Below are 11,743 nucleotides of genomic sequence, written 5' to 3'. Positions count from 1 at the left end.
ACCTTGGTCGGCAGAAGAGGTTCGATCACAGACCATTCGAAATCCGTCAAATCAAAGCGCGCCATCACTGCCTCCAAGCCTCAGAGACAATGAGACCCCATGTCCTTAGCCGGCAGGGTGGCTCGTCTCGCATTATGTTCAGAACGAGGGTTAGCTGCAGCGCCAGAGCCTCAAACATAGGAGACGAGCCGTGGTCGATGATATCGCAGTTTACGTTGGTTTGGATGTGAGCAAGGAAAAAATCGCGATCGGTCTGGCGGAAGCGGGCCGCAAAGGTGAGGTTCGCTATTACGGCGAAATTGCCAACCGTGCTGATGCGGTGCGCAAATTTGTCGACAAGCTTGCTGGACGTCACGGACGCCTGTGCCTTTGCTATGAGGCCGGCCCGACAGGTTATGGATTGTATCGTCAACTTCGCGATCTTGGCCATGAATGCCTTGTCGTCGCGCCATCGCTGGTTCCGACCCGTCCGGGGCTTCAGATCAAGACGGATCGCCGCGATGCTGTCGCGCTTGCCGCGTTGTTGCGCGCTGGTGAACTGTCGTCCATCTGGGTTCCCGACGAGACACATGAGGCCATGCGCGATCTCTGCCGGGCAAGGGAAGTGACGGTCTCGGATCTACGGCGCGCGCGCCAGCATCTTTTATCGTTCCTGCTCCGGCACGGGCGGGTCTTCGAAGGCCGCTCTCATTGGACAAGAGCTCATCGAAACTGGCTGGCGACACAGCGCTTTGATCACCGTGCGCAGCAGATCGCTATGGAAGAATATATTCGTGCCATCGAGCAAATCGAGGAACGGCGTGAGCGGTTGACCCGGCAGATGGTGGCGCTCTTGCCGGACTGGTCGCTTAACCCTGTCGTCGAAGCGATCCAGGCCCTGCGCGGTGTCGCACAGATCTCGGCGGTGACACTGGTATCGGAGATCGGCGACTTCAGACGCTTCAACAATCCCCGGCAGTTCATGGCATGGCTGGGTCTGGTTCCCAAAGAGCGCTCGACCGGGGCCAGCGTGTCGCGGGGTTCAATCACGAAGGCCGGCAACACCCGTGCGCGGCGCATGCTGGTCGAAGGCGCATGGACCTATAGATTGCCTGCGCGTGTAAGCCAGGAAATCCTGAAACGAACGGAGGGGCTGCCTGAAGCGATCAGGGCGATCGCCTGGAAGGCGCAGGTGCGGCTATGCCAACGATATCGGCGCATGCAGGCTAGTGGCCGCCCCACAAACATCGTCATCGTCGCCATCGCGCGCGAGCTCGCTGCCTTCGCCTGGGCGATTGCGACGACAGTTCCCATTACCCCAACAAAGGCAGCTTGACGAAAAGGCATCAAGGGAAAGGAGAAAACAAGTTCAATTCCATCACGCTGTTTATTGCTGGGCGTGGCGGCCGGTCAGGGTAACCCTCGTTGTGATTCTGCGAGCCTGAAACGGCAACACGCGCCATGTGAGACAGAGGAAGGCCCGAGACGAACCACGGTCCTGCGGTATCCAACCCGCGCATCAGAGTCTGATCAACCGTCGTCTCAATGCCGCCGCGTCCTGCAATAACCAGCCCGTTTCTTTCGGCGCTGAAAAGCGAAACGAAAACCTATACCCCAATCCTTGAAAACGGACATGAGAATCACAAATTCTTCAAATCCAAAACTATTTTATGGGTATGTGACCTAGAGTTATTCGGCAGCGCTGGCGATTTTCGCTTGGCCCTGCTCTTGCACCTCGACCGTCGCCGTCAGGCCGGCGATCAGCTTCGTGCCTTCGGGAACCTTGTCGAGGGCGATACGCACGGGTACGCGCTGTGCCAGACGCACCCAGCTGAAGGTCGGCGTGATGTTGGCAAGCAGGCTGCCTGAGGTCCGTTCGCGGTCCTCGATGCCATAGGCGATGCTTTCGACATGGCCGGTCAGCTTCTCGGTCTGGCCCATCAGATGGATATGAACCTCGTCGCCGATATGTATGCGTGGCAGCTTGGTTTCTTCGAAATAACCTTCGACGCGCAGAGAATCGCTATCGATCAGCGCCACCTTGGCGGTGCCGGCGGAAACATAGTCGCCCGGACGCAGGCTGAGGTTCGAGATCGTGCCGTTGACGGTGGCGCGAACTTCGGAGCGGTCGAGATTGAGTTGGGCGAGTTCGCGATTGGCAGTCGCCTGGCGAACGGCAGCTTCATCCTGCTGCACTGTGGTCAGCGCCTGCTCCTTCTGCTGCAGGGAGGCGGCATCGCCAAGGCGCGCCTGACGCGCGCTTTCGCGCTGAGCCTGCTCGAGAGCCGCCTTGCTGCTTGCAAGGGCTGCATCCGCCTGTTCGAGAGCGATGGCGAAACGATCGCGATCGACGCGGAAGAGGATATCGCCCTTCTTGACGGTCTGGTTGTCCTTGACAAGGACCTCGTTCACGAGACCCGAGACGTCAGGCGCGATGCCGACGACATCGGCCCTCAGGCGCGCATCGCGCGTCCACGGCTCGTCCATGTAGTGGCCCCAGAGCTGGCGGCCGACATAGACGGCGGCAACAACGAAGATGAGTGTGACGGCCACGCGGCCGATGAGTTTTAACGCGTTCATGTAAAGTACCAACGGGAGACTGAGGAGACGGCGCCGAGCAGCAAGACGTAAAGCGCAAGATCGAAAAGACCGCGATGCCAGACCAGGGTGTAGACTCCGATCCATGCGAGCAGGCGTCGAAGGATGATGACGACAAACAGCGTCAGAAGCATGAGAACGAGAAGGCGCGGGATATAGACGCCATAAAGATCGAATTCTGCGGGCATGATATTACTCGGCGGCAATGGGATGAGGTTGGGTTATGTCCGCCACGGGCGGTCGCCAGCTCACCGGCGGCTCGGCATGGGGGAAGAGCGCCCGGCGAAGACCGACGAGCGCATCAAGGCTCGCCCGAGCGGAATCTCGCTTTTCCTGTGCGACGGCTTCAAGGCTATGATCGATCGACACACGCAGTTCATCGGCCGGATCCACGGCCCGTTTTGCCTTCAGCCGCGAACGATAGAAATCCGATACGCCGATCAGGACTTCGCTGACGGATGCAGCGGCAGCCGGTTTCAGCTTGGCACGCTCCTTCTGCAGCATCAACACGTTGAAGCCGAGACGGACATCGGCATAACCGTCGACCTTTTTCAGTTCGCGGTCCTCGATGCGTGCAAGGCGGGGAACGAGCTGGCCCAGGCGATCGAGGATGCGGCCTGAGAGGCGTTCATGATCGGCGCGGCGGATGCCGGCGGCAGTTTCAGCGAGATCTCTCCAGCCGGCCCGCACCAGCCGCCAGGCGGCAAGTTCGGAACCGAATGGGCGGGTAAGCAAAGTCCAGACCAAGGCAAAGCCAACACCCGCCAGAGCGGCGATCGCACTGTTGATGAAGCTGGCGAAATCGGCGGTGTAACGATCCTGCAGCGCGATGAAACTTGCGCCGTTTACCGCCAGCAGCATGCCGAGCATGTTGGTTTGCGGGCGGGTGATCAGCAGCCCCATCACCAGGAAGGGCGGCGCAAAGACCAGCACCAGCATCTCGAAGCCGGAAATCAACGGCAAGACGCCGAAGATATAGACGCAGGCGATGACCAGGCTCACCGCAGTCCAGATGAACATGGTGGTGATGAAGGGCGCGGGACGATCGAGCGCGGCGAAAAACGAGCAGGCAACGGCCACCATGGCGATGAAGCCGGCACCATCCGCCCAGCCGGAATAGATCCAGAAGAAGCAGGCGACGGCGATTCCGGCGATGACGCTACCGGCCGAGAAGGCCAGCAGGGCGTAATCATAATGCCTGCTGCGACCGACGACATTGCGATAGCGGAAGGCGGGGCGCCAGGTGCCGACCTGCTGCCCCGAGACGATCTGGGCACGCAGCGTCAGGCAATCCTGCCACAAGTCGACGATTTCCTTAAGGCGAGCGAGAGCGCTCGATCGGACGAGGTCGTCCCACCCGATATCGAGGTCGTTCTCCTGCAACTCCTCGATCTTCCGCGACAAGGTCTCAGCGGTCTCGTCGGCCTTGCCGCGACCACCCTGCCCCAGCCAATCGGCCACCTCGTTCAAAACAACGACCAATTCCTGCGGTAGCGGTTTGCCACCGGCCTTCAAGGCGTGCAGGCGATCGGCCAAGGAGGAGAAGAGCGGCAGGAGCATCAGCAGGCGGCCACGCAGCTCGCGCGAATGCCTGACGATGTCACGGCTGCCGGCATCATAGCGCAACTGGCTGATGACTAGATCCAGGCCGGAAACGTCAGCAGCAAGCTTCTGCCGCTTCAAGGGCGTTGCCGGCGAAGCGCCCTCGCCGCGCAGGATCTCGTCGGCCCAGGTGCCGGCGTCGTCCAGCCAGGAACCTATGCGTTGGCCGAGAACGGTGCCGACGCTGCTCGGAAAGACGACGGCGCTGACCACGCTCGCACAGACGATGCCGATGAGAATTTCTTCAGAACGGGCAAGCGCGACATCGAAAATGGTTTCGGGCGAGCCGACGGTCGGCAGCGCGATCAGCGGCAATGTATAGCCGGCCAGCATGAAGACATAGCTGCGCGAGGTGCGGTCGAGCATCGAGATGAACAGCAAGGTGCCGGTCCACAGCGCGACAACGATCGAAAGCAGTTCCGGCGCGTTGACGAAGAGCGGGATGAGGATCACCGATGCGGTGGCACCGATAAGCGTGCCGAGCGCGCGATAAAGCCCCTTGGAGCTGGTCGCGCCGGCTAGAGGATTGGCGACCACATAAACAGCGGCCATCGCCCAATAGGGACGCGGCAGATCGAGCGACAAGGCGATGAACAGCGCCATGATCGCAGCCATGAAGGCTTTGACGGAAAATAACCACTCACGCCAGGATGGAATGCTCATGAGACCTTCTCCGGCTCCGGTTCGACGGCCTTGGATGCCTCAAACTCCTCGAAAGCCTTCAGGACGCGCACCGCAGCTTCGATATCCGCAGGGTCGACATTGGCAAGGATCCTGCAACGCAGCTCATCAAGTACGTCTTCCATGCGGGAGGCCAGCTTTTCGCCTTCCGGCGTCAGCCACAGGCCTTTCGCGCGACGATCCGTGGGATCATCCTTGCGCATGACAAGATCCATGCTTTCGAGCTGATCGATCAGCCGAACCAGAGACGGGCCCTCGATGCCGACATAGGTGGCGAGCACCACCTGCCGCACACCTCCCCCCAGGCGGCTGATCCAAAGCAGCGGCGCGGCCACCGCCTCGGATATGCCATGGGAGCTCAGTGCGAGATCGACAACCCGGCGCCACTGGCGGCCAGTGGTCAGCAGATTGGCGGTGAAGAGGCGTTGTAGAGCATTTGACGAGTTCATGAGAACCTATTAGCACTAAACTAATTAGTATTCAAATTATTATGACTCAAAGCGCCATTTAAAATGGAAAATGCAGCCATGCGAATATCGAGAGGGGCAGTGGTAACCCGCCGGGATCGCACGCGAGCGATGGGCTAATAAATCACTCAGTAATGATCGACGTCGCCGAGATAGGAACTGGGCAAGAACATCAACCCGGGCGCGTCGTCCCGGACAGGACGCGATCAAGTACCAGCGCCAGCGCGATGCCGGCGGCATAGGCGACGATGTTCCAGAACGAGAATACCCTGCCCAGCAACAGGGCTCCGGCGGCAGTCAATCGAAAGGCGTCAAGATCAGGCGTGTGCCAAAGCCTGAAAAGTTCTACGGCGACGGCGACAAACAGCGCCGCCACGGCAATCCTGAAACGCCTCGGCGACACGAAGATTGTCGCCAGGAGCCAATAGACCATCGCTCCCCATAGGATCGAGCCGCCATATTTGACGACCGCGAAAGAAAAGCCGGCCGAATATCCAAAGCGTCGCAGTCCAAGGCCACAGACGATCGTCAGTGCGAAAGCCAGGACCAGCAAGCCTCTTCGGTTGCGGTATCGTGTCGATATGCCCACTCGGCCTTCCTTTGGATCATCGCCTGATAGATTTTCCGTTTATAGCGAAGGCGGCACCTTCATTCGCTCCGATCAATCGAAAATGTCTTGGGATATTGCAAGGCCAAGCTGCAATTTTGCCATGCTCCTCGTATCTTCGTGAGACGGAGAATGCCGCTGCGTGGGGAAGCGTTTCACATGGCCAAAGTTGTTTCCTTGGACGGACAGCTATCTTTCCTCGATCACTATCTCCATCCCGATCCGCGTCATTCCAACCTCACCGGCCTCGCCCGCTTCGCAATCGAATTTCTATTCTTCGGCCTTAAAGAGGCTCGCGCCTGCCTTTTCGCCGGATTTTTCTTTCTGGCGGTCTTTGCCGTGCCGCGAGCCGGCTGGTTCCATATCCCGCGCTACGACCTCCTGCTGATTATCGCTCTGGCTATCCAGCTTTGGATGATATGGGCAAAGCTAGAGACACTCGACGAGTTGAAAGCGGTGTGCCTGTTTCACCTCGTCGGCTTTGCGCTCGAAGTTTTCAAGACTTCTGGCAGCATTCAGTCATGGGCCTATCCTGACCCGGCATACACGAAGTTATTCGGCGTCCCCTTATTCTCCGGCTTTATGTACGCGGCAGTCGGCAGTTACATCATTCAGGCTTGGCGACTTTTCGATCTCCGCATCAAGCATCACCCGCCCTACTGGATGGCGGGAGTGCTTGCATTCGTGATCTACGCGAATTTCTTTGCGCATCATTTTATCGGCGACTATCGCTGGTATATCGCCGCCTGCCTTCTCGGACTCTATGCACACTCGACGGTGATCTTTCGCCCCTATGATCGCGATCGTCGAATGCCCTTGCTGCTCTCCTTCGTACTGATCGGATTTTTCATCTGGCTGGCCGAGAATATCAGCACATTTCTCGGTGTCTGGAAGTATCCCAACCAACTCGGAGCGTGGTCGATGGTTCACGTCGGCAAGTGGAGTTCCTGGTGCCTGCTGGTGATCATGATCTTCACTATCGTTGCCAATCTGAAGCACATCAAAAAGCACGTTCATATTCCCGAGTGACCGTGTGGACTCCAACTATCGAATCCAAATCCCAAAACGACAAAAGGCCGGATGATCGCTCATCCGGCCTTCTATCTTTGGTCCGAAGCTAGCCTTAAGCGGCTGCGGCTTCTTCTTCAGCGGCAACGCGAGCCTTATCGGCTGCGCCCTTGGCATTGACGTCGCGATCGACGAATTCGACAACGGCGAGAGCGGCATTGTCGCCCTGGCGGAAGCCGGCCTTCATGATACGCAGGTAACCGCCGTTGCGGGTGGCGTAACGAGTTGCGATCGCGTCGAACAGCTTCGAAACGACAGCAGCGTCGCGGATCTGCGAGATGGCCTGACGACGAGCGTGCAGGTCGCCGCGCTTGCCGAGGGTTACCAGCTTCTCGACGATCGGACGAATTTCCTTCGCCTTCGGGAGCGTGGTGACGATCTGCTCATGGGTGATGAGCGAAGCCGCCATGTTGGCGAACATCGCCTTACGGTGGCTAGCAGTTCTATTCAGCTTGCGGCCGGCTTTACCGTGGCGCATGGCTATTCTCCTTCACTTGCAGGCATCGTTCGCCTGCAGTTTGTTGGTTAGTATTGGTCTTCGTAACGCTTGGCGAGATCTTCGATGTTCTCGGGCGGCCATGCCGGCACTTCCATGCCGAGGTGCAGGCCCATGGAAGCGAGAACTTCCTTGATTTCGTTCAGCGACTTGCGACCAAAATTCGGCGTGCGGAGCATTTCTGCTTCGGTCTTCTGAATGAGGTCGCCGATGTAGACGATGTTGTCGTTCTTCAGGCAATTTGCCGAGCGAACGGACAGTTCGAGTTCGTCCACCTTCTTGAGGAGCGCCGGGTTGAAAGCGAGTTCGGTAACTGCTTCCTCTTCGGTTTCCTTCTGCGGCTCGTCGAAGTTGACGAACACGCCAAGCTGATCCTGAAGGATGCGAGCCGCGAAAGCGACGGCATCTTCACCGCTGATCGAACCGTCGGTTTCGATCGACATGCTCAGCTTGTCGTAGTCGAGAACCTGTCCTTCGCGGGTATTTTCAACCTTGTAGGACACCTTCTTGACCGGCGAATAAAGGCTGTCGACCGGGATGAGACCGATCGGAGCATCTTCCGCACGATTGCGCTCGGCGGGCACATAGCCCTTGCCGTTGTTGACGGTGAATTCCATGCGGATTTCGGCGCCCTCGTCGAGCGTGCAGATGACATGCTCGGGATTGAGGATTTCGATATCGCCGACCGTCTGGATGTCGCCAGCCGTTACGACGCCTGGGCCCTGCTTGCGGACGACCATGCGCTTGCTGTCATCGCCGTCCATCTTGATGGCGATTTCCTTGATGTTCAGCACGATGTCCGTCACGTCTTCCCGGACACCCGGGATAGAGGAGAACTCATGCAGCACGCCGTCGATCTGCACGGCCGTTACAGCGGCGCCGCGCAGAGAGGACAACAGAACGCGACGCAGCGCGTTGCCGAGGGTAAGACCGAAGCCACGCTCCAGCGGCTCGGCTACAAGCGTAGCCTTCGTGCGACCGCTCGAGGTGAACTCGACCTTGTTCGGCTTGATCAGTTCCTGCCAGTTTTTCTGAATCATGTTTTTGCCTTCCGTTCGTTGCCACCATCCAATCGTGGCAACCGAGCTTGAGTAACACCAAGCCGGGCGCATCTACCCCGGCCGGCGTCGTGAGTGGCGATGATCAGACGCGGCGCTTCTTGCGCGGGCGGCAACCATTGTGCGGGATCGGGGTCACGTCGCGGATGGACGTGATCATGAAACCAGCAGCCTGGAGCGCGCGCAGAGCGGATTCACGACCGGAGCCCGGACCGCAAACTTCAACTTCGAGCGACTTCATGCCGTGTTCCTGAGCCTTCTTGGCGCAGTCTTCGGCAGCGATCTGGGCAGCGAACGGGGTCGACTTGCGCGAACCCTTGAAGCCCTTGGCACCGGCGGACGACCAGGCAATCGCATTGCCCTGTGCGTCGGTGATGGTGATCATCGTGTTGTTGAAGGTCGAGTTGACGTGTGCAACGCCCGACGTGATATTCTTGCGCTCGCGACGACGAACGCGGACGGCTTCCTTGGCCATGTTAGTCCTTTCTTGGATCTCTGCACCGCCGTAATCCCAGCGGCTACACCGAAGCGGCACCCAGAGAGCTCCGCTCCAAACTCAAAAGAGGCCGGCGGACCGCCAGCCTCCCAAATCCGGTTGCCCGGAAATTACTTCTTCTTACCGGCGATCGCCTTTGCCGGACCCTTGCGGGTACGGGCATTGGTGTGCGTGCGCTGGCCACGAACCGGCAGGCCGCGACGATGACGCAGACCACGGTAGGAACCCAGGTCCATAAGACGCTTGATGTTCATCGCGGTTTCGCGACGCAGATCACCTTCGACCTGATAGTCACGGTCAATGGTTTCGCGGATCTGCAGAACTTCAGCATCCGTCAACTGATTGACGCGACGCTCGGCCGGAATACCAACCTTCTCGCAGATTTCCTGTGCAAACTTCGGTCCGATCCCGTGAATGTAACGAAGCGCAATAACTACGCGCTTTGCAGTCGGGATGTTGACGCCAGCGATACGAGCCACGCCTGTTCTCCTTGCATTCCTTTTGCCTTGGCAAAGGGTCTTGTTATGCAGCCCGGGAGCTGCCTGTTCAATGTGTGTCCGCCACATGTCAAAACGACCGTGCTCGGACTTCCCGTTGGAAATCCGCGCCGATCGCATAGCATGTCGCGAGTTGGCGCGGTGTTTAGCGGAATCAGCGCAAAAAAGCAACCGCTCCGGCAAGTTTATTTTAAGCTATCTAAAGCTTAGCCAGGATAGCCTCTATGCTCTCGGTCACATGCTCGATATCGGCCATGCCGTCGATGCTCTGCAACTTGCCCTTGGCATAGTAGTAACCGATCAGCGGCGACGTCTCCTTGTAGTAGACCTGGAGGCGAGTCGCCATGGTTTCGGCATTGTCGTCAGGGCGGCGCTTGAAATGGGTGGAGCCGCATTTGTCACAGACGCCAGCCGTTGCCGGAAGCTTGTCCGTGTCGTGATAGACGCTGCCACAGTTCGAGCACGAATAACGGCCGGAGACGCGGCGAATCAGTTCTGCGTCGTCAACCTTGAGCTCGATCACCACGGAAAGCTCGAGGCCTTTCGCATCAAGCATTTTTTCGGTGGCATCGGCCTGTACGAGCGTGCGCGGGAAACCATCGAGGATGAACCCCCTGGCGCAATCCGGCTGGTCGATGCGTTCGGAAACGATGGCGTTGACGATCTCATCGGACACAAGCTTGCCGGCGTCCATGACAGCCTTGGCGCGCTTGCCAACTTCCGTGCCAGCCTGAACGGCCGCGCGCAGCATATCACCTGTGGAAAGCTGCGGTATGCCATGCTTTTCCACGATGCGCTGGGCCTGGGTCCCCTTACCTGCTCCCGGCGGCCCTAAAAGTATGAGTCTCATCGCCCCCTCTTTCCTCCACGCAACTTCGATTTCTTGATCAGGCCTTCATATTGCTGTGCGATCAGGTGACCCTGAATCTGCGCCACCGTATCCAGCGTTACGCTAACCACGATCAGAAGCGAAGTGCCACCCAGAGACAAGGGAATACCTGTCTGGGATACGAGAATTTCGGGCAGGATGCAGACGAAGACAAGATAGATCGCGCCGATGACCGTGATGCGGGTCAGCACGTAATCGATATATTCGGCGGTGCGCTCACCCGGGCGGATGCCCGGAATGAAGCCACCATGCTTCTTCAGATTGTCGGCCGTGTCCTTCGGATTGAAGACGAGCGCGGTGTAGAAGAAGGCGAAGAAGGCAATCAGGGCGCCGTAGAACACCATGTAGACCGGCTGACCGTGGCCAAGCGCGGCGACAATCGACGTCACCCATGTCGGAAGCGCCGTGTTGTTGCCGAGACCGGCGATAGTTGCCGGCAGCAGGAGGAGCGACGACGCAAAGATCGCCGGAATGACGCCTGAAGTGTTGAGCTTCAGCGGCAGGTGCGACGTATCGCCCTGGAACATGCGCGTGCCGACCTGGCGCTTCGGATACTGGATCAGCAGGCGACGCTGCGCGCGCTCGACGAAAACGATGAGCGCGATGACCAGAACAGCAACGACCAGCACTGCGAGAATTAGCGGCGTCGAAAGCGCGCCGGTGCGGCCAAGTTCAAGAGTGCCGGCAAGCGCGGTCGGAAGACCTGCCGCGATACCGGCAAAGATGATCAGCGAGATACCGTTGCCGATACCACGCGACGTCACCTGCTCACCAAGCCACATCAGGAACATCGTGCCGCCGAGCAGCGTAATGACGGTGGAGATGCGGAAGAACCAGCCCGGATCCACCACGACGCCGTTGCCATGCTCCAGGCCGATCGCAATACCATAGGCCTGCAACGCGCCGAGCAGCACCGTGCCGTAACGGGTGTACTGGTTGATGATCTTGCGGCCCTGCTCGCCTTCCTTCTTCAGGTTTTCGAGCGAGGGAACGACCGAGGTCATCAGCTGAACGATGATCGAGGCCGAAATATAGGGCATGATGCCGAGCGCAAAGATCGCCATGCGCTGCACGGCGCCGCCCGAGAACATATTGAAGAGGCCAAGAATGCCGCCCGACTGATTCTGGAAAGCCTGGGCATAAGCGGCAGGATTGAGGCCAGGAAGCGGAATGTGAGTGCCGAGCCGGTAAACGAGGAGAGCGCCAAGCGTAAACCACAAGCGCTTCTTGAGATCCTCGGCTTTGGCAAAGGTCGAAAAATTGAGATTGGACGCCAATTGTTCCGCTGCAGAAGCCATGCAAATC

13 protein-coding genes are annotated in these 11,743 nt (G+C 58.8%); 2 read left to right on the top strand and 11 right to left on the bottom strand.

Annotated elements, in window-relative coordinates; all coding sequences use genetic code 11:
* The first annotated feature begins 190 nt into the window (after nt 1-190).
* Nucleotides 191-1,315 carry an IS110 family transposase gene (locus tag FHT84_RS26685; protein WP_112339943.1) on the top strand — a complete coding sequence of 375 codons (1,125 nt, stop codon included), beginning with the start codon at nt 191-193 and terminating at the stop codon, nt 1,313-1,315.
* Nucleotides 1,316-1,668: 353 nt separating this feature from the next.
* Here FHT84_RS26685 and FHT84_RS26680 read toward each other — a convergent pair whose 3' ends face one another.
* The 5 genes from FHT84_RS26680 to FHT84_RS26660 all read right to left on the bottom strand — a co-directional run bounded on the left by FHT84_RS26680 (nt 1,669) and on the right by FHT84_RS26660 (nt 5,916).
* Complete coding sequence (locus tag FHT84_RS26680; RefSeq protein WP_183764977.1) at nt 1,669-2,559, bottom strand: HlyD family secretion protein; 891 nt, start codon at nt 2,557-2,559, stop codon at nt 1,669-1,671.
* Complete coding sequence (locus FHT84_RS26675; protein WP_015339618.1) at nt 2,556-2,765, bottom strand: DUF1656 domain-containing protein; 210 nt, start codon at nt 2,763-2,765, stop codon at nt 2,556-2,558. The genes FHT84_RS26680 and FHT84_RS26675 overlap by 4 nt, the downstream gene beginning before the upstream one ends.
* 4 nt (nt 2,766-2,769) lie before the next feature.
* The gene (locus FHT84_RS26670) at nt 2,770-4,842 is read right to left on the bottom strand and encodes an FUSC family protein (protein ID WP_183764974.1); all 2,073 of its coding nucleotides are present in this window, start codon (nt 4,840-4,842) and stop codon (nt 2,770-2,772) included.
* Complete coding sequence (locus FHT84_RS26665) at nt 4,839-5,309, bottom strand: MarR family transcriptional regulator (RefSeq protein WP_183764972.1); 471 nt, start codon at nt 5,307-5,309, stop codon at nt 4,839-4,841. The genes FHT84_RS26670 and FHT84_RS26665 overlap by 4 nt, the downstream gene beginning before the upstream one ends.
* Nucleotides 5,310-5,499: 190 nt before the next feature.
* A complete protein-coding gene (locus FHT84_RS26660) occupies nt 5,500-5,916 on the bottom strand; it encodes a DUF2809 domain-containing protein (RefSeq protein WP_183764969.1) in 417 nt (138 codons plus the stop codon).
* A gap of 177 nt (nt 5,917-6,093) precedes the next feature.
* On the opposite strand from FHT84_RS26660, the gene FHT84_RS26655 reads away from it, so the two are divergent.
* Nucleotides 6,094-6,963, top strand: a complete 870-nt coding sequence (locus FHT84_RS26655) for a DUF817 domain-containing protein (protein WP_183764966.1) — start codon at nt 6,094-6,096, stop codon at nt 6,961-6,963.
* A gap of 94 nt (nt 6,964-7,057) precedes the next feature.
* On the opposite strand, the gene rplQ is transcribed toward FHT84_RS26655, so the two are convergent.
* The 6 genes from rplQ to secY form a co-directional block, all read right to left on the bottom strand.
* Complete coding sequence (gene rplQ, locus FHT84_RS26650; protein WP_015339614.1) at nt 7,058-7,480, bottom strand: 50S ribosomal protein L17; 423 nt, start codon at nt 7,478-7,480, stop codon at nt 7,058-7,060.
* Nucleotides 7,481-7,527: 47 nt separating this feature from the next.
* The gene (locus tag FHT84_RS26645) at nt 7,528-8,538 is read right to left on the bottom strand and encodes a DNA-directed RNA polymerase subunit alpha (protein ID WP_037152076.1); all 1,011 of its coding nucleotides are present in this window, start codon (nt 8,536-8,538) and stop codon (nt 7,528-7,530) included.
* A 103-nt stretch (nt 8,539-8,641) separates the two neighbouring features.
* Nucleotides 8,642-9,031: a 30S ribosomal protein S11 gene (gene rpsK, locus FHT84_RS26640; RefSeq protein WP_004118426.1), complete on the bottom strand. Its 390-nt coding sequence runs from the start codon at nt 9,029-9,031 to the stop codon at nt 8,642-8,644.
* A 131-nt stretch (nt 9,032-9,162) separates the two neighbouring features.
* Nucleotides 9,163-9,531, bottom strand: coding sequence for a 30S ribosomal protein S13 (rpsM, locus tag FHT84_RS26635; RefSeq protein ID WP_004118424.1), 369 nt, complete (start codon nt 9,529-9,531; stop codon nt 9,163-9,165).
* 217 nt (nt 9,532-9,748) lie between these two features.
* Nucleotides 9,749-10,399, bottom strand: a complete 651-nt coding sequence (locus tag FHT84_RS26630; RefSeq protein ID WP_183764963.1) for an adenylate kinase — start codon at nt 10,397-10,399, stop codon at nt 9,749-9,751.
* Complete coding sequence (secY, locus tag FHT84_RS26625) at nt 10,396-11,736, bottom strand: preprotein translocase subunit SecY (protein ID WP_112341042.1); 1,341 nt, start codon at nt 11,734-11,736, stop codon at nt 10,396-10,398. Before secY ends, FHT84_RS26630 begins: the two co-directional genes overlap by 4 nt.
* Nucleotides 11,737-11,743: the final 7 nt, after the last annotated feature.

Origin of the sequence: Rhizobium sp. BK289, from assembly GCF_014193575.1 — a bacterium.
Lineage (GTDB): Bacteria > Pseudomonadota > Alphaproteobacteria > Rhizobiales > Rhizobiaceae > Rhizobium > Rhizobium tropici_C.
Note: the sequence above shows the minus strand (reverse complement) of the source record. Positions and strands in the feature narration are given on the sequence as shown.

Bases quoted from the DNA above. Each gene is read 5' to 3' on its own strand.
- FHT84_RS26665 (WP_183764972.1), bottom strand. From the start codon at position 5,309: ATGAACTCGTCAAATGCTCTACAACGCCTCTTCACCGCCAATCTGCTG.
- secY (WP_112341042.1), bottom strand. From the start codon at position 11,736: ATGGCTTCTGCAGCGGAACAATTGGCGTCCAATCTCAATTTTTCGACC.
- FHT84_RS26670 (WP_183764974.1), bottom strand. From the start codon at position 4,842: ATGAGCATTCCATCCTGGCGTGAGTGGTTATTTTCCGTCAAAGCCTTC.
- FHT84_RS26675 (WP_015339618.1), bottom strand. From the start codon at position 2,765: ATGCCCGCAGAATTCGATCTTTATGGCGTCTATATCCCGCGCCTTCTC.
- FHT84_RS26655 (WP_183764966.1), top strand. From the start codon at position 6,094: ATGGCCAAAGTTGTTTCCTTGGACGGACAGCTATCTTTCCTCGATCAC.
- rpsK (WP_004118426.1), bottom strand. From the start codon at position 9,031: ATGGCCAAGGAAGCCGTCCGCGTTCGTCGTCGCGAGCGCAAGAATATC.
- FHT84_RS26630 (WP_183764963.1), bottom strand. From the start codon at position 10,399: ATGAGACTCATACTTTTAGGGCCGCCGGGAGCAGGTAAGGGGACCCAG.
- FHT84_RS26680 (WP_183764977.1), bottom strand. From the start codon at position 2,559: ATGAACGCGTTAAAACTCATCGGCCGCGTGGCCGTCACACTCATCTTC.
- rplQ (WP_015339614.1), bottom strand. From the start codon at position 7,480: ATGCGCCACGGTAAAGCCGGCCGCAAGCTGAATAGAACTGCTAGCCAC.
- FHT84_RS26645 (WP_037152076.1), bottom strand. From the start codon at position 8,538: ATGATTCAGAAAAACTGGCAGGAACTGATCAAGCCGAACAAGGTCGAG.